13 protein-coding genes are annotated in these 16,616 nt (G+C 66.7%); 5 read left to right on the top strand and 8 right to left on the bottom strand.

Translation table 11 applies throughout. The annotated features are described in order from the left end of the window. Positions 1-19: 19 nt before the first annotated feature. The 4 genes from CURSPS6_RS07095 to CURSPS6_RS07080 form a co-directional block, all read right to left on the bottom strand. Complete coding sequence (locus tag CURSPS6_RS07095; RefSeq protein ID WP_030015156.1) at positions 20-1,246, bottom strand: Dyp-type peroxidase; 1,227 nt, start codon at positions 1,244-1,246, stop codon at positions 20-22. Next, positions 1,243-2,541, bottom strand: a complete 1,299-nt coding sequence (locus tag CURSPS6_RS07090; protein WP_051687702.1) for an EfeM/EfeO family lipoprotein — start codon at positions 2,539-2,541, stop codon at positions 1,243-1,245. Before CURSPS6_RS07090 ends, CURSPS6_RS07095 begins: the two co-directional genes overlap by 4 nt. Positions 2,542-2,777: 236 nt before the next feature. Continuing rightward, positions 2,778-5,261, bottom strand: a complete 2,484-nt coding sequence (locus CURSPS6_RS07085; RefSeq protein ID WP_030015153.1) for an MMPL family transporter — start codon at positions 5,259-5,261, stop codon at positions 2,778-2,780. Positions 5,262-5,290: 29 nt separating this feature from the next. Next, positions 5,291-6,013 (bottom strand): TetR/AcrR family transcriptional regulator, encoded by a 723-nt coding sequence (locus tag CURSPS6_RS07080; RefSeq protein WP_082470185.1) that lies wholly within the window; start codon positions 6,011-6,013, stop codon positions 5,291-5,293. A gap of 167 nt (positions 6,014-6,180) precedes the next feature. Between CURSPS6_RS07080 and CURSPS6_RS07075 the strand changes: the two genes are divergently transcribed. The 3 genes from CURSPS6_RS07075 to CURSPS6_RS07065 are packed head-to-tail and all read left to right on the top strand — an operon-like array spanning position 6,181 to position 9,351. After that, on the top strand, positions 6,181-6,873 hold the full coding sequence (locus CURSPS6_RS07075) for a demethylmenaquinone methyltransferase (protein ID WP_030015150.1): 693 nt from the start codon (positions 6,181-6,183) through the stop codon (positions 6,871-6,873). Positions 6,874-6,876: 3 nt separating this feature from the next. Further along, on the top strand, positions 6,877-8,211 hold the full coding sequence (locus CURSPS6_RS07070) for a geranylgeranyl reductase family protein (protein ID WP_030015149.1): 1,335 nt from the start codon (positions 6,877-6,879) through the stop codon (positions 8,209-8,211). A gap of 54 nt (positions 8,212-8,265) precedes the next feature. After that, positions 8,266-9,351: a polyprenyl synthetase family protein gene (locus CURSPS6_RS07065; RefSeq protein WP_030015148.1), complete on the top strand. Its 1,086-nt coding sequence runs from the start codon at positions 8,266-8,268 to the stop codon at positions 9,349-9,351. Between the two features lie 108 nt (positions 9,352-9,459). Here the strand turns inward: CURSPS6_RS07065 and CURSPS6_RS07060 are convergent, their stop codons facing one another. After that, a complete protein-coding gene (locus CURSPS6_RS07060; protein WP_030015147.1) occupies positions 9,460-10,884 on the bottom strand; it encodes a DUF6882 domain-containing protein in 1,425 nt (474 codons plus the stop codon). A gap of 127 nt (positions 10,885-11,011) precedes the next feature. Here CURSPS6_RS07060 and CURSPS6_RS07055 point away from each other — a divergent pair, with 127 nt between their 5' ends. After that, positions 11,012-12,463 (top strand): SseB family protein, encoded by a 1,452-nt coding sequence (locus CURSPS6_RS07055; protein ID WP_030015146.1) that lies wholly within the window; start codon positions 11,012-11,014, stop codon positions 12,461-12,463. Between the two features lie 150 nt (positions 12,464-12,613). On the opposite strand, the gene CURSPS6_RS07050 is transcribed toward CURSPS6_RS07055, so the two are convergent. Further along, on the bottom strand, positions 12,614-14,113 hold the full coding sequence (locus CURSPS6_RS07050) for a catalase (protein WP_030015145.1): 1,500 nt from the start codon (positions 14,111-14,113) through the stop codon (positions 12,614-12,616). A gap of 55 nt (positions 14,114-14,168) precedes the next feature. After that, positions 14,169-14,723, bottom strand: a complete 555-nt coding sequence (locus CURSPS6_RS07045) for a Fur family transcriptional regulator (RefSeq protein ID WP_200910856.1) — start codon at positions 14,721-14,723, stop codon at positions 14,169-14,171. A 244-nt stretch (positions 14,724-14,967) separates the two neighbouring features. Here CURSPS6_RS07045 and htpX point away from each other — a divergent pair, with 244 nt between their 5' ends. Continuing rightward, positions 14,968-15,864, top strand: a complete 897-nt coding sequence (gene htpX / locus CURSPS6_RS07040; RefSeq protein WP_030015143.1) for a zinc metalloprotease HtpX — start codon at positions 14,968-14,970, stop codon at positions 15,862-15,864. A 97-nt stretch (positions 15,865-15,961) separates the two neighbouring features. On the opposite strand, the gene CURSPS6_RS07035 is transcribed toward htpX, so the two are convergent. After that, entirely contained in the window at positions 15,962-16,453 is a 492-nt protein-coding gene (locus CURSPS6_RS07035) for a YajQ family cyclic di-GMP-binding protein (RefSeq protein WP_030015142.1), read from the bottom strand. Between the last annotated feature and the right edge of the window lie 163 nt (positions 16,454-16,616).

Raw genomic sequence — 16,616 nt, 5'->3', positions numbered from 1 at the left:
CAGCGTGTGGAGGTGGCGGTCAGGCCAGGAGCGGCCTGGCGAGGAAGTCGCGGGAATCCCGGACCCCGGGCAGGGCCAGAAAATATCCGCCACCGATGTGGGAGATGTAGTCGTTCAGGGGGTCCTCGGCCAGCCTTTTCTGGATCGTCGCGAACTGCTCCGCGATGTCCGACTGATAGCACACGAAGACCTGCCCGAGGTCGAGGTCTCCGTTGGAATTCATGCCGTTCTCGTAGTTGAAGGCGCGTCGCAGGATTCTTTGGTGCGCGGTCTCGTCCGTTCGCGGATTGGCCAGGCGCATGTGGGAGGTCAGCGGCACGACGGAGCCGCGGGGATCGTAGACGTACTGCGGCTCGTCGGATTCCTTGGTCCCATCCAGCGGCGCGCCGGTCGCGCGGTCGCGTCCGAAGATGTTGTTCTGCTCGGTCAGGCTGATGCGGTCCCAGAACTCGGTGAACATCTGGATCAGGCGGATGACCTGGTACGAGCCGCCGGCCGTCCACGGTTGGTCCTCGTCGCGGGCCCACACCAGGTTTTGCATGCCCTGTTGATCCGAGGTGTCCGGGTTCGAGATGCCGTCCTTGTAGCCGAAGTGGTTGCGCGGAACGCCAGCCGGCCGCGGCGTCGAGGTGAACCCGTCTTGCTTCCAGCGCAGGGTCGCGGCGCCCCTGGTGTGGCGCAGGATATCGCGCACGGCGTGGAGCACGGCGTCGCGGCCGTCGGCGGAGACGACGAGCGAGAGGTCACCGTCGCGGAGATCCTCGTGCAGCCGGTCGCCGTCGAAGGTTTCCATGGAGGTGAGGCGTTTCGGCTTCTTGGCGGCCAACCCAAAGCGGTCGTCGAAGAGCGACGAGCCGACACCGACCGTGATCGCGAGGCCGTCCCGGGGCATGGAGTCCCCGAGCGTTCCGGAGTCGGCCGGCGCGGAGGTCACGGAGTTGGCCGCGTCGTCGAAGATCCCGGTGGTCGTGAGCCGCCGGGCCCGGTCCGTGAGGGCCTTGAAGAAATCGGTCAGCTCGGCGCGGTCCTTGCAGGTCACGTCGAGGGAGACGGCCGTCGAGGCGGCGCGAGGGCTCTCGACGATGCCCGCCTGGTTGGTCCCGTGGAACGCGGGGTTCGGCGTGCTGTCCTTGGCGGTCTGCTGCGGCGTGCTGGTTTCGGACGCGGCCGCGTGGGCGGCGTAGCCGACCCCCGCGGATCCGAGGCCGATGCCTCCGGCGAGGAGGAACGAACGGCGTGTGCTCACGTGGCTCTCCTGATGTCCGTGACGGCCGCGACCTCCGCGAGCTGCTCGGAGAGCTGCCCGACCTGCGAGCGCACCCGGCCACGCGCGTCGGCGGGAAGATCGGCCGGTGCGGTGTCGGGGTGGGACGAGGCGGCCTCGTCGATGGTGTCGAGGGCCCGGTCGAGCCGCTCGTAGATGGCGTCGAGGTGGCCTGCGGGGAGGCGGTCGGCGAGCAGCGGGCGTTGCAGGTCCACGAGCTCGCGGGTGCCTTCGAGTTGCGCTCGGGCCGAGTCGAGGCCGGAGTGGGATCCGAAGTCGTCCTTGCCGCTGAGGGTCAGCGTCGCCGTGTCTTCGGAGATTTCGTGCGTCCGGAGGCCGAGCTCCAGGGCGCCGACCTGCAAATCATCGTCCCCGAGCGCCGAGATGTCGCTGCTCAACCCTTGTGCCAAGGGGAGCAGATCGTCGGGGGATTCGTCGGACCAGAGGCCCTTTTCGATCCGGTGGAATCCGGTGAATTCCTCATCGTCGGCGCCGTGTTCCAGGCCGGCCGCGGTGCCGTCGATGGCGTCGCCTCGGTCGCCGAAGGCACCGTAAGCGGCACCGAGTTTCATGTAGTCGTGGTGGGCGGAGAGCCAGATGTGTTGGGCGTCCTGCCGCCAGGTGGGGCCGCGGCGTTGGATGACCTCGGCGAGCTGGTCGGTCTGCGTACGGATCCCCGGCAGCTGGTCCTTGACCCACCGCTCGTATTTCTGGGTGTACGGGATGATTTCCTGCTCGGTCGCGGCTTCCGCGTGCTCGACGGGCGCGGGCAGCGAGGCGGCGAGGTCGGGATCCGGCTCGGGGACATCGGTGTCGTCGCCGGTGACGGCCGGGCCATCCTCCGGCATGCAGGTGAAGTGGTAGGTCCCCGCCCCGATGCTCGTGGTCAGATCGCGGGTGACGCCGGGCCCGAGGGCCTCGAGCTCCGCGAAGATCTGCGCGTGCTGAGCATCCTGGTGAGCGCCGGTGGAGCCCTTCGTGTCGGTCCCCATCAGCTGGACCTCCATCGGGCGGTCCGAGGTGTTCTTGACCTCGAAGACCTGGGCCCCCGCGCCGGCGTCGGTCCAGTCGTGGGTGCACCCGTCCAGCCCAACCTCCAGGCGGGTCCGACGCGGGTGGGCGGAGGTGCCGTCGCCGGTGGGGCTCTTCTCGGCGGTGCCCTGCACCGCGTGCTGTCCCGCGGGGCCGAGCGTGTGGGCCAGGCCGTATCCGATCAGGGCCAGGGCCAGCACGATGCAGGTGAGGACCACCCAGCGAGACGCGAGACGATGGCGCACTGCGGGTCCTTCCTCGAGGCGGAGCGAGCGAAACGGTGGGTCGGGCCCTCGAATCGGGTCCGACCTAGTCACGGTATGTCCCGCCGGTGCCCTTCCCGGGCGGCTTAACCGTTTTCGAGGTGTCTGTTCACGTGAAGTTTCTTTAGCGACGTCACGGTCGCGTCATCGGCAGAGACAACAACGCACCGGCCACGAGTCGTGACCGGTGCGTTGCGGGACGCGGAGAGGAGGTGCTCCTACTTCTCCTCGAGCGAGGAGCCTTCCACGTCGACGTTCGGAAGGATCTTGTCGACCCATCGCGGGAGCCACCAGGCCTTGTCACCCAGCAGGTACATGACCGCCGGGATCAAGGTAAGCCGCACCACGAAGGCGTCGAAGATGACGCCGGCCGTCAGCCCGAAGCCGATCGAAGCGATCATGGCCTGGCCGCTGAAGACGAAGCCGAGGAACACGCCGGCCATGATCAGCGCGGCGGCCACCACGACCTTCGAGCTGTGGTTGTACCCCACCAGGACGGACTTCTTGCCGCCCCGCCCCTTGCTGAAGGCCTCGCGCATCGCCGAGACCAGGAACACCTGATAATCCATCGCGAGTCCGAACAGGATTCCGACGGCGAGGATCGGCAGGAAGCTCAAGATCGGTCCGGGTTCGGTCACCCCGAACAACTTGCCGAGCCATCCCCACTGGAACACCGCGACCGTCGCCCCGAAGGCCGCCAGGAGCGAGAACAGGAAGCCGATGGTTGCGGTCAGGGGCACCAGGATCGAGCGGAACACCAGGATCAGCACCAGGAGGGACAGGCCCAGGACCACGGCCAGATACTCGGGCAACGCCTTGAAGAGGTTCTCCGAGATGTCGATGTTCATCGCGGTCTGGCCGGCGACGCCGAAGGTCACCTTGCCCTGGTCGGTGTCGACCGTGTGGTCGCGCAGCGAGGTCACGAGGTTGGTCGTGGACTCGTCGTTCGGTCCGCCGTTCGGCACGATCTGGTACATCAGCATGCTGTTGTCTTTGGAGATCGCGGCGGGGACCACGGTCTTAACGTCGTCCTGCTTCTGGAGGTCCTGGCCGACGTCGATCTGCAGCTGTTTTGCCTGTTCCGCGGTGGTCCCCTCGGGCAGGTTAGCGGCCGTGATCATCGTGCTGTTTCGGCCGGCGCCGAATTCGTCCTCGATGATCTTGTAGCTCTTGTAGGCGCCGCTGTCCGGGCTGGAGCTGGTCGCGTCGGGCAGTCCGAGGCGCATTTGCGTCATCGGGATGGCGACGATGGCCAGCACCACCACGGAGATCACCGTGGTCAGCACGGGGTGGCCGGTGACGACCTTGAGCCAGCCCCGAGCGCTGGACTCGTGTTCGGCATTGGCCTTCGCGGCGCGGTCCTGGACCTCGTGGCCGGCCACGAGGTTCTCGCGTGCGGATTCTTCCCGCAGGCGCGCCCGTCGCTGAATGACCTTCCAGCGCTTCTTGGCGATGACGTGACGTCCCGCCAAGCCGAGCATGGCCGGGGTGAGCGTGACGGCCACGAGCACGGCCAAGAGGACGGACATCGCGGCGACGTTACCCATCACGGACAGGAAGGGGATGCCGACGATGTTGAGGGCCAGCAGGGCGATGATCACGGTCGTGCCCGCGAAGACCACCGCGTTGCCGCTCGTGCCCGTGGCGAGGGCGATCGAGGACTTGATATCCATGCCGCGCACGAGGTTATTTCGGTGCCGGTTGATGATGAACAGCGAGTAGTCGATGCCGACGGCGAGCCCGAGCATCATGCCGAGGGTCGGGGTCGAGGAATTCATCTCGACGGTGCCCGAGAGCGCGAAGGTCGCGAGCATGGCCGAGCCGACGCCCACGAGCGCCATGAGGATCGGCAGGCCGGCCGCGATGAAGGTGCCCATCATGATCATCAGGATCACGAAGGCGACCACGACACCCGCGGCCTCGCCCACGCCGCCGATTTCGGGCTGTCCCTCGAGGTTTTGGTCGAATTCGACGTCCAGCCCCTTGAGGTCGGCGTCGGACAGGTCGGAGCGCACCGAGGCGAGCGTGTCCGGGGAGACCGAGTTGATCTCATCCTTGAAGCTGATGCTGGCGATCGCGGCCGAGCCGTTGTCGGAGACCGAGGAGTACCCGCTGGACATGTCCAGCTTGGCCTTGTTCTGGTCGTATTCGGTCTTCTTGGCCTGGAACTCTTGCTTCTTCTGGTTGAGCTCGTCCTGCTTGGTGTCGATCTCCCGGGAGGCCTGTGGGGGAGCGTCCGAGGGGATCTTCGAGCGTGCCTCGTCGATCTGCTTCTGGGCGTCCTCGAGCTGCTTCTGACCGCCCTCGATCTGCGGTTTCGCCTGATCGAGCTTGGCCTTGCCCTCGTCGGTCTGTTTCTGCTGTGCGAAGGGATCGGTGGTCGATTCGACCCCGTCTTCCTTGCCGACCTTCTGCAACGCCGAGGCCAGGGCCTGCTGCTGCGCGGAGGTGATCCGGCTGCCATCGTCGTTCTTGACGACGGCCTGGCCGGTTCCGGCGTTGGCGTTGAGATCGAATTTGTCGCTGAGGTCGTCCTGGAGCTGCTGGGACTTGGTTCCGGGGATGGTGATGTTGGAGCTCAGCTCGCCCTTGAACGCGGCGAAAGCGCCACCCAAGGCAAGGATGATCACGATCCAGAGGCTGATGATCACCCAGGCCTTGCGAGCCGCGAAGCCGCCGATGCGGTACAAAATTGTTGCCATGATCTCTCTCGTTGTTTGGCGGTGCGGTTCTAGATGCGAGGTCGGCCGATGGCCACTTGATCGAAGGCCCACAGGAGGTCTTCTCTCAAGGTATCCAGGGTGAACCGGTGAAGGTTCGGGTTGTCCTGAAGGTTAAGGCACGGGGTCATTCCGTCTTCGGGGGTCTGCCCCGGGCCGGATTCGAAGAGGTTCAGCCGGTAGACCCCGTGAAGCAGGCCGAAGGCGATGCTGGTCGTGAGGTTGAAGACGTACATCTGCAACGGCACGCCCTGCGCGGAATCGAGGGCGGGATACTTCTGTTTGAGATCCGCCGTGAAGCTCTTAGCCACGTCGGCCAGGGTCCGCAGGATGTGGTCACCCAGCAGATCCAGCATTTCGGCGGTGAGGCAGATGCTCAGCCTCAAGAACCCCGCGAAGAGTTCGTCGGCTTCGGGGCGGGAAAAGCTCGCGCGGAATTTGTGGTCGATGGCCTGGGGCAACTCCGCCGGCTCGATGCCGACGGGGACCTCGGGCGCGTCGAGGATCCGGGTGAGGTAGGAGCTGACCCGCGCGAGGATCACGTCGTCCAGGTTGGAAAAGTGGTTGAAGACCGTCCGTTCCGAGGTGCCCGCGCGTTCCGCGAGGCGGCGGGACGTGAGCGAGCCGAGACCCGCGGTGACCACAATCTCCTCTGCCGCATCCAGGATCGCCTGACGGGTCGCCTGGCGGCGCGCGTGTCGGAGGTCTCCCGTGGGGCAGTGCGACAAACTCATGAATTTACAGTAACTGTAAATTCTTTCCCCGGGCAATGATTCTTGGTGTGCGCTTTGACACGTCGGGTCTCAGGGGAGGCCCCGACCGTCCGGGGGTTTCTCCCACGTGGGCCGATGCCTCTTCGCCACGGTACGGGTGTGCCGCTCGGTCTGACAGAATAGACAGCGTGAACCGAGCTGATCTTGATAAGAAGTCCGAAGAAGTCTCCGCGATGTTCGACGGGGTCGCGCCGAAGTACGACCTCATGAATACCCTCCTGTCTCTCGGGCAGGACCGCGGGTGGCGTCGAGCCACCGTCGCGGCGGTCGAACCCCGCAAGGGGCAGCGCATTCTGGACGTCGCGGCCGGCACGGGCGCCTCGTCCGTTCCTTATCAGAAGGCCGGTCTCGACGTCGTCGCCGCGGACCTTTCCGAGGGGATGCTCGCCGAGGGGCGTCGCCGTCACCCCGGGATCAACTTTGTCCGTGCCGACGTGACGGACCTGCCCTTCGCCGATGAGGAATTCGACGTCGTCACGATCTCCTTCGGGATCCGCAACGTCGCGGAATACGCCACCGCCCTGCGCGAATTGCACCGGGTCACCAAGCCCGGCGGCCGGATCGTCGTCTGCGAATTCTCGACTCCGGTCTGGGCGCCGTTCCGCATGGTCTACCAGGAGTACCTGGTGAAGGCCCTTCCGTTTGCCGGGCGGCTGTTCTCCTCCAACCCGGAGTCGTACTCCTACCTGGCGGAGACCATTCAGTCCTGGCCCGACCAGGAAGCCTTCTCCGCCGCGATCTCTGGCGCCGGTTGGCGCAACGTTCAGTACCGGAACCTGACCGGCGGAATCGTCGCGTTGCATCGAGGCTTCAAGGCGTAGCGCATGAGAGTACTCGTCGTCGGTGCCGGGCCCGCGGGGGCCACGGCCGCATTCTGGCTGGCCCAGGCCGGGCACGAGGTCACCGTCCTGGAGAAGACGCGGTTTCCTCGGGAAAAGGTCTGTGGCGACGGGCTGACCCCGTTGGCCGTTCGCGAGATGAACCTCATGGGCATGGCCCACGGGCCCGACCAGGGCTATCACGTCCAGAAGGGCCTCCGCCTGCGGGCGGCGGGGACGAGCCTGGAGGTTCCCTTCGAGTCCGACGGCGACATCCCCGGTTACGGCCTGGTGCGGACCCGTCTCGGATTTGACCAGGAGCTCGCCGAGCACGCGAGGTCACGAGGCGCTGTTGTCCTGGAGGGACACGCGGCGCACGAGGTCATCCGTGCCTCGGAGACCGGCCCGGCCGCCAGCGGGCTCCCGGAGGCGTTGCTCGGTGACCCGGACCGCGTCGTGGGAATCCGTGCTCGCGTGCACGACGAGCGCGGCCGACGCACGGAGGAGACCAAAGACTTCTTCGCCGAGGTCGTCCTCGCGGCGGACGGCAACTCGACCCGCGCCGCGGTCACGGCCGGGCTCGGCAAGCGCGACGACCGCCCCATGGGCGTTGCGGTCCGCGCCTACTACGACTCGCCCCTGGGCGATTTGGACTGGATGGAAGGCTGGCTCGAACTGGAGGGATCCCGGAGCCGGCCCGAGGACAAGGGCGAGCTGCTGCCCGGCTACGGGTGGATCTTCGGCGTCGGGGACGGCACCGCGAACGTCGGGCTCGGAATTCTCAATACCTCGGAATACTTCGGCAAGCTGGACTACCGCCAGGTCCTGGCGGACTGGACCGCGGGCATGCCGGAGGAGTGGTCCCTTGACGCGGATCATCGCACGGGTCGGGTGCTCGGAGCCGCCCTGCCGATGGCATTCAACCGCACGCCCCACTACATTCCCGGACTCATGCTCCTGGGCGACGCCGCGGGGCTCGTCTCGCCGTTCAACGGCGAGGGCATCGCCAACGCGATGACCTCGGCGCGCATCGCGGCCGAGGTGGTCGATCACGCCGCGTCCGCCAACGGCCCCTTGCGCCGCGAGCTGGCCCTGGACCGATACCCCGAGATCATCAGAGACACGTGGGGATCCCACTTCACCCTCGGGCGCCTGTGCGCCGAACTGATCGGGCACCCTGCCCTGATGCGCGCCTCGGTCACCGCCGGCATGAGGTTCCCGGCCTTGATGACGAAGGTGGTGGGGCTGATGGCGGACATGAACCCGCGCGAGCCGCGCACCATCGTCGACCGCGCGATTGACCTTGTGGAGCGTTTGACCCCCGCGACGCCCACGCGGTAAACCACGCCAGTCACCACGGCCTTTGGCCCCGAGAGAAACGGTTAGTGTTAACCCGTGACCGATACACAGCCCGGACAGCCCGATGAGCGTACACAGCAGAGCCCGGCGGACCCGTCCGCCGCGGCCGATGGTCTGCGCCTGCCGAGCGGATTCGACCTCATCGCCGAGGACACCGTGCTCGGCCCCAAGATCCTTCAGGGGCTCTCGGACGTCGAAGACCGCCTGAGCGAGGCGCTCAGGTACACCGACGCCTTGGCCGACGTCGCCGCCCGGCATCTGATGGAAGCCGGCGGCAAACGCGTCCGCCCGTTACTGACCCTCCTCGCGGCGGAGATCTCCGGTGGGATTAACGGCTCGGTGATCGAGGCCGCCGTCGTCACGGAGCTGACCCACCTGGCGACGCTCTATCACGACGACGTCATGGACGACGCCTCCAAGCGCCGCGGCGCCGACGCCGCGCACACCATTTGGGGCAATTCCGTCGCGATCCTGACCGGTGACCTGATTTTTGCCCGGGCGTCCCTCATGGTCTCGGAGCTGGGCGCCCGAGCGCTGATGACCCAGGCCAAGACCTTCGAGCGCCTGGTTCTCGGCCAGCTCTACGAAACCGCGGGTGCCTCGGCGGACGAGGACCAGCTCGCGCACTACATCCGGGTCATCGAAGGCAAGACCGGCTCGCTCATCTCCGCGGCCTGTGACTACGGCTCCCATCTCGCGGGCGCCGGAGATGCCACGGTGCAGACGCTGGTCCGCTACGGGGAACTCGTGGGCGTGGCCTTCCAACTGGCCGACGACGTCATTGACGTCACGGCGAGTCATCAGGTTTCGGGCAAGACGCCGGGAACCGACCTTCGGGAAGGCGTGCCCACGTTGCCGTCCATCCTCGTCCGCCAGTCGGCACGGGACGGGGACGACCAGGCCCGTCGCGTGGTCGAGCTGATGGACCGGGACCTCAGCACGGACGAGGCGCTGGGTGAGGCCGTGGACGCGCTGGCCGCGCACCGGGTGACCAACATGGCCTGGGACATCGCCTATCGCTGGGCCGATGACGCGATCCAGACGCTCGCGCCCCTGCCCGATTCCACGGCCAAGCGCGCGTTGGAGTCCTTCGCACAGGCTGTGGTGCATCGGGAGTCCTGACCCGCCGCCGGGCCGGGGGACCGCTTTGCTCGCTCCGGCCGCCCACACACACCGAGGGCCACGATTCGTACGAATCGTGGCCCTCGGTGTGTGCCGGTCGGGGCGTGTCTACAGCCCGAAGAATCGGCTGAAGAAGCCCTTCTTCTTGGTGCCGTCCTCGGCCTGAGCAGCCTGGCGCTCGGCGGCCTCTTCCTGTTCGGAGACCGGTTCCGCGTACCGCTGGGCATCGCGGTCGTCCGACCGCTGGCCGGTCGCCGAGGAGCCCGCGCTCGCGGCGGGACGCTCCTGACGCTGCGGTCGCCCGCCCGCCTCGGCCTGCTCGGCGCGCAGTCGATCCAGCGCGGATTCCGTGGCGTCCGCGTCCTCGGAGTCGGCGGGGGCGCCGTCGGCGAGGGGAACCGTCTGCTCTTCGACGATCGGGTGCTGATCCGTGACCGCCTCCTGCTCGGGGGCGAGATCCGCGTCGGAGACCGGTGCGGAGGAGGGAACATCCGCGGCGGGAACGGCATCCCGGCGGGTCTGGCCGACCGACTCTTCGCCCTCGTCCGGGACCACGTGCGTCGAGACGATGCCGGGCTCGGCATCCTCGCGGGGCTCCTGGTCGAAGGGGGCGCCGACGCCGTCGGCGCGGGCGGGCTCCACGCCCTCGGTCTGCTCGATGGGGGTGGCCGTGGGTGCCTCGGTCGTGTCGCTCAGGGCGGCCTCGGTCGCCGCGACGCGCTGCGCCTCGGCCTCTTCCCGGGCCCGACGCTGCTGTTCGGATTCGCGGTGCGCGATCGACAGGGCGCGGCGGGCGTCCGCCCGGAGCGACTGCCGGTTTTCCTCGGCCTGCTTGGCCGCGCGCGCCAGATCACGCTGATCGACGACGGGTTCGGCCGGCTCGATCCCGGAGATCCGGTGCTCGTCGAACCACAGGCGCAAGGCCCCGTCGGAGGCCGTGATGACGGCGCAGGCTTCGGTATCCCACGAGATGTGGGCCCCGCGGAGTCGGGCGTAGGAGTCCACGGCGCGCTGGTGATGCACCGCGGTATTGGTCTGAAGTGCCTGCGCCATGACCCGGCCCATGCGGTGGACGGTGGGCTCCGGGAGCTCGAGCTGCGGCCCGTCGACCAGGAGCCACGCGCGGACGCCACCCCCGGCCGCGGCCGGGTAGTGAGCGAAGAGTCCGGTCACGGCCTTGGCCGCCAGGGTCAACCGGCGGGCCAGGCCTTCGGAGAGCACGAGCTCGTCCGTCGTGAGCTCCTGAACGCCGAGGTTCTCGCCGGCCTCACGGGCCTGGACCGCGGCCGCAACGACCTCGTCCGGGAAATGTCCCAGTTCCTGCCACGACCAGATCCACGAACCGCGCTGTTCGGACTCGGTTCCCAGCAGGCTAGGGGTCAGGGAGACGGACGGGTCCGACTTCAGGGTGAATGACGGTGCCGAGAAGTCCACGGACCAGTCGGATTCACCGGTCAGCTCGGCCAACCGGGCCTGGTATTCGGTGGAGATAAAGATCGCTTCGTCAATCAAGTCCTGCAGTGTTTTCGTCATGAAAACAGGCTAGCAAGTAAACGCCGGCGCCGCGGCCTCGACCCGTTCGGTGACTGTGTAGGCTCGGAAAGAAAAGGACGCCATAGGAACGGCCAGACCGGCCCCACCGACCAGCGGAGGAACACCCATGTCGAGCACACCCCACAGCAATCCCGTGGAAGAACTGCCCGAGGCTGAACGGCAACAGCGCACCGGGGACGCGGTCAATCGCCTGGGTCACTGGTTGCTGTCCTCGACCACCACGGAGCCCGGGTGGGACCAGCTCATCGGGGACTTCAAGCCGGTGCCGAGCCGGCCGGGCTCGTACCTGGCCCGCATCACCGAACTTCGCGGTCAGCGAGAGCTGACCGGCGCCACGGGGTTGGTTTCGGAAGAGTCGTCGGTGGTTCCGGTCCTTCAGGAATTGCGTCAGGCCACCTACACTCGCGAGTCGGGCGCGTGGCTGTCGGCGAGCCTCATCATTCAGGCCGAGGACTGGCCCGAACCGCGATATCAGGTCGGTTCGGATCTCAACTTCGACCAGGAGCCGGAGCAGTGGACCAACGAAGCGCCGCTCTCCGGCGAGGACATGATGACCGATTGGGAGACCTACCCGAGGAATCAGCGGGGCATGCCGGCCTGGATGCTCGAGCGCACCGAAGGGCTCCGCGCGGTCGTGGATCACACCGAACGCCCCGAGGCTGCCGGACCCACCCTGAGCACCGCGGCGGCAGCCTCCGCCGCGGCGCAGACTGCCTCCAACCCGATCCTCAACGCCCCCGAGGCCGAGGACGAGATCGTCAACGTCGAGGCTTTCCGGGCGCTGTCCCATTTTGGGCGGAAGCCCACCGAACAGACCATCGCGAATGTCCTGCGTACCCTCATGGCCGGCGAGGTCCTGCTGGACATCTCCGGCTCCCACTTCGTTCCCGGGCCGGACGGCGCGGCCATCGGCCCGGACTCCCAGATCCGGGTGCAGGCGGTGCTGAATAAGGACGGCAAGCGCTCCCTGGCCGTGTATTTGCGTGAAGAGACCGCGCGGCAGGTGATCATCGGCTCCGGTCGGTCCGCGGACGACCTGGTGCTCAGCCGTGAATCGGCGGTCTCGGTGCTCCAGAATTTCGTCCACGACGACACCCTGGCGGAGATCGTCGTGGAACCGAACGCGAGCCCGTCTTGCCGCATCGAGGGGCCCCAGGCGGCGTGGGCCATCAATACGCCCCGCAACGACGCCGCCAAGAACGCGCTGCTCCACGGAAGCATGCAGCAGCTCGTCGGGTCCTTCATGGGGCCGGCGGCCGTGCTGCTGATGGGAATGCGCCACGGCGATAACGACATGCGTCCCGTCTACGCCCAGCCGGACGGCGACGGCGACCCGGACACGTTCCTCCTGTTCACCTCCGCCCCGGAGGTCGCGGCCCTCGACCCGCGGTTGGAGGTGCGCTCCGTGCCGGCCATGGACGCGTTGCGGTTCGCGGTGGACGCCGGCGCCCGTTACGTCATGATCAACGCGTTGGGCCCCAGCGCACGACTGCCGATCGAGCAGGTCAAGGAGCTGCTGGACATCGCCGCCGCGCAGGAGCGGCTCGTCCGCCAGTAGGGCAGTGCGGCCGTCCGGCGCACGCGTCGGCGCGGAGGCGGCGCAGGGGCCGGGCACAAGAAACGGGGGCTCCCCACCGAATCGGTGGGGAGCCCCCGTTGGTCTACCCGGGCCTCGGGTTCACCCGAAGGACCGGATGCGGGACCGTGATTAGGCGCCGGGAACGTCGTCGCCGGCGTTCTCCTTGACGGCCTTCTCGATGCGCTCGCCGACTTCCTGGTCGATGTTCTTCCAGTACTGGAAGACGTTCGACAGGACCGGCTCCTCGCAGTCGCCGAGCATGCCCGAGACCGTCTTGATCAGGCGCTCGCGGGCGCCCTCGTCGTAGACCTCGCGGACCAGGGTGTGTGCCTGGCCGAAGTCGTCGTCCTCGGAGTGCAGGGTGTACGCAGCGCGCACGAGCTCGCCGTCGGACTCCCAGCCGTTGTCCACGGGGCCCTGGGCGTCCTGGTAGGAGCGTCCGTACGAGTTCGGGGCGTAGACCGGAGCGTTTCCACTGTGGTGGAACTGCATCTGGCCTTCCTTGTCGTAGGAGTTCGTGGAGACGACCGGCGCGTTGACCGGCAACTGGTTGAAGTTGGTGCCGATGCGGTTGCGCTGAGCATCCGGGTAGGAGAACACGCGTCCCAGGAGCATCTTGTCCGGGGATACGCCGGTTCCGGGAACCGTGTTCGAGGGGCTGAAGGCCGCCTGCTCGATCTCCGCGAAGTGGTTGGTCGGGTTGTGGTTGAGCGTGAACTTGCCGACGGGGATGCGCGGGTAGTCCTTCTGCGACCAGGTCTTCGTGAGGTCGAACGGGTTGAAGCGGTACGTCTTCGCGTCCTCGTACGGCATGACCTGGACCTCCAAGCGCCACGACGGGTAGTCGCCGCGCTTGATGGCCTCGAAGAGGTCGCGACGGTGGTAGTCACCGTCGGAGCCGGCCAGCTGGTCGGCCTCGTCGTTGGTCATGTTCTCGACGCCCTGCTCGGAGAGGAAGTGGTACTTGACCCAGAACTTCTCTCCGGCCTCGTTGACCCACATGTAGGTGTGGGAGGAGTAGCCGTTCATGTGGCGCCAGCTGCGGGGCAGACCGCGGTCACCCATGAGGTAAGCGACCTGGTGGGCGGACTCGGGGGACAGGCTCCAGAAATCCCACTGCATGTTGGGATCGCGCAGGCCGGAATCCGGGGTGCGCTTCTGGGAGTGAATGAAGTCGGGGAATTTCATGGGATCGCGGACGAAGAACACGGGGGTGTTGTTGCCCACCATGTCGAAGTTTCCGTCTTCGGTGTAGAACTTCAGGGCGAAGCCGCGGACGTCGCGCCAGGTGTCGGGCGAGCCGAGCTCACCGGCGACGGTGGAGAAGCGGGCCAGCATCGGGGTCGTGGTGCCCTTCTGGAGGAACTTCGCCTTGGTGTACTGACTGACGTCCTCGGTGATCTCCAGCTCGCCGAAGGCGCCGGAGCCCTTCGCGTGGGGGCTACGCTCCGGAACGCGCTCGCGGTCAAAACGCGCGAGCTTCTCGACCAAAGCGACATCGTGCAACATCAGGGGGCCGTTGGGGCCCACGGACAGCGAGTTGGCGTCCGATTCCCGACGCGCGCCCGACTCGGTGGTCGAGGGCTTCGTGGGATCCGTGGTGCTCTGGCTCGAAACGAACTCAGTCATCGTCGATCTCCTTCTTCTGTATCTTGTGTGTGGCTGTGTTGTGATGACGCCGGACTCAGCGGGAGCCGAGCCCGGACACTTGTGATGAGGCGGCCGGCGCCGCCCGCGAGACGGACTCGTGCGAGTCCGGAGATTCCGCCTGGGCCGCGCACTGCGCGCAGATGCCGCGGAAGACGACGTCCGCGGCGAAGACCGTCATGCCGTGAGTATCGCTGGGGGACAGGCAGGGAGCCTGCCCCACCGCGCAATCGACGTCCTCGATGCGACCGCACCCCACGCACAGAATGTGGTGGTGGTTGTCGGCCGTGCGCGTCTCGTAGAGAGCCGGGGTGCTCGGAGGCTGGAATTTGCGTAACAGCTCGATCTCGGTGAGATCGGCCAAGACGACGTACACGGACTGCACGGTGATGCTCGGCAATTCCTCGCGAACGTACCTCACGATGTCTTCCGCGGGGGCGTGCTGATTCCGGTGTACGGCGGTCAGGACGGCCAGGCGCTGGCGGGTGACCCGCCGACCGTGGGCCCGGAGCTCGCCCGACCACTGCGCACGCAGAGCATCGAGGGCGGTGCCCTCGGATGCGTGGCTGGTGTCTGGCTGAACCGATGTCATGAACACCATCTTACCGTTATTTTGAGTCGCTCACAATAAGGGCAACCTTGTGGAAAATTGGTTGAACCGTGTCTTCCCTGGTCAGATGGAACTTGGGGCGCTTGTACAGGCGGATCTCGGGAAACCGCAATCGTTTCGTGACGCCCAGTGCTTTACAGTTGAACCATCTCGACTAGTCGGTGGGCTCACCGCCCGCAAAATACGCGCGCCGAAACCAAAGGCCTCGCAAGGAGATGCACCGTTTATGCACACACACTTCAACGGGATCAAGACCGCCCTGCTCATGGGCGGAATGTTCGCGGTCTTGTTGGCCGTCGGCGGCGTGCTCGCGGCGGGCAGCCGCAGCAGCATCTTCATCTGGGTCTTCGCCATCGGGGGCCTCATCGCCACGGGCGTGAGCTACTGGAATAGCGACAAGATCGCGATCGCTTCGATGCAGGCCCGGTCGGTAAGCCGGCAGGAGGCGCCCGGAATGTACCGGATCGTCGAGGAGCTCTCGGCCAAGGCGGGGCAGCCGATGCCCAGGCTCTTCATTGCGCCGACCATGTCTCCCAACGCGTTCGCGACCGGTCGCAATCCACAGCACGCCGCGGTGTGCTGCACGGAGGGCATCCTGCAGCTGTTGAACGAGCGGGAACTGCGTGGGGTGCTGGGGCACGAGCTGATGCATGTTTACAACCGAGACATCCTCACGTCGTCGATATCGGCCGCGATCGCCGGCGTCATCACCTCGGTGGCGCAGTTCATGATGTTCTTCGGCGGGGCATTCGGCGGTCGCGACGAACGCGGCGGCAACCCGATCGCGGCGATCCTGATGGCTCTGCTCGCGCCGTTGGCCGCGACCGTGATTCAGCTTGCCGTCAGCCGTACTCGGGAATACGACGCTGACGAAGACGGCGCCAAACTCACGGACGACCCCTTGGCACTGGCGTCGGCGTTGCGGAAACTCCAGCAGGGCACGCAACAGGTCCCCATGGACCCGGAGAACCAGAAGACCGTGAACACCGCGCACATGATGATCGCGAATCCCTTCCGCGGCGCCCAGGTCAAGAACCTGTTGTCGACGCACCCTCCCATGGAGAAGCGCATCGCACGGCTCGAAAGCATGGCCGGTTACGGAGGAAACGTTCCCCGCCGCTAAGGCCCCGGGGAGCCGGTTGCCCGGAGCCCCTGACGCCGAAGGCCCCGCGGCCGGACCATGAAAGGTCCGGCCGCGGGGCCTTCGTCGTGGGGAGCCCTTAGCGGTAGTTGACGAATTGGAGGTCCACGTCGAGGTCGGCGGACTTCAGCATGGACATGACCGCTTGAAGGTCGTCGCGGGACTTCGAGGAGACGCGCAGTTCGTCGCCCTGAATCGTCGCCTTGACTCCCTTCGGGCCCTCATCGCGGATCATCTTGGAGATCTTTTTGGCTTGGTCCTGGGCGATCCCTTCCTTGATGGAGGACTCGATCCGGTATTCCTTGCCCGAGGCGTACGGCTCGCCCGCGTCGAGGGACTTGAGGGAAATGCCGCGCTTGACGAGCTTGGACTCGAAGACGTCCAGGACGGCTTTCGCCCGCTCTTCGGAATTGGCCTTGATGAGGATCTTCTCGCCTGAGAACTCGATCGAGGCCCCGACGCCGCGGAAATCGTAGCGTTGCGAGACCTCCTTGGACGCCTGGTTGAGCGCGTTGGAGACTTCCTGGGTGTCGACCTTGCTGACGATGTCGAAGGAGGATTCGCTGGCCATGGTGGGCTCCTAATCTCGTGGGAAACGGTGGTCTCGGATGTCGCTGTCTAGCTTAAAGCACGGGCGCGATACACCGACCGCACCCTGTATCCCGCCCCCCGTCGGCCGCTATGTGAGACAACACCCGTGGAATCGTTATCGAATCGTCACCTCATTCCGTACC

The organism is Curtobacterium sp. S6 (assembly GCF_000710345.2).
Taxonomy (GTDB): Bacteria; Actinomycetota; Actinomycetes; order Actinomycetales; family Micrococcaceae; genus Rothia.
The sequence above is the reverse complement of the archived record's forward strand: the minus strand, read 5'-3'. Positions and strand labels throughout refer to the sequence as shown.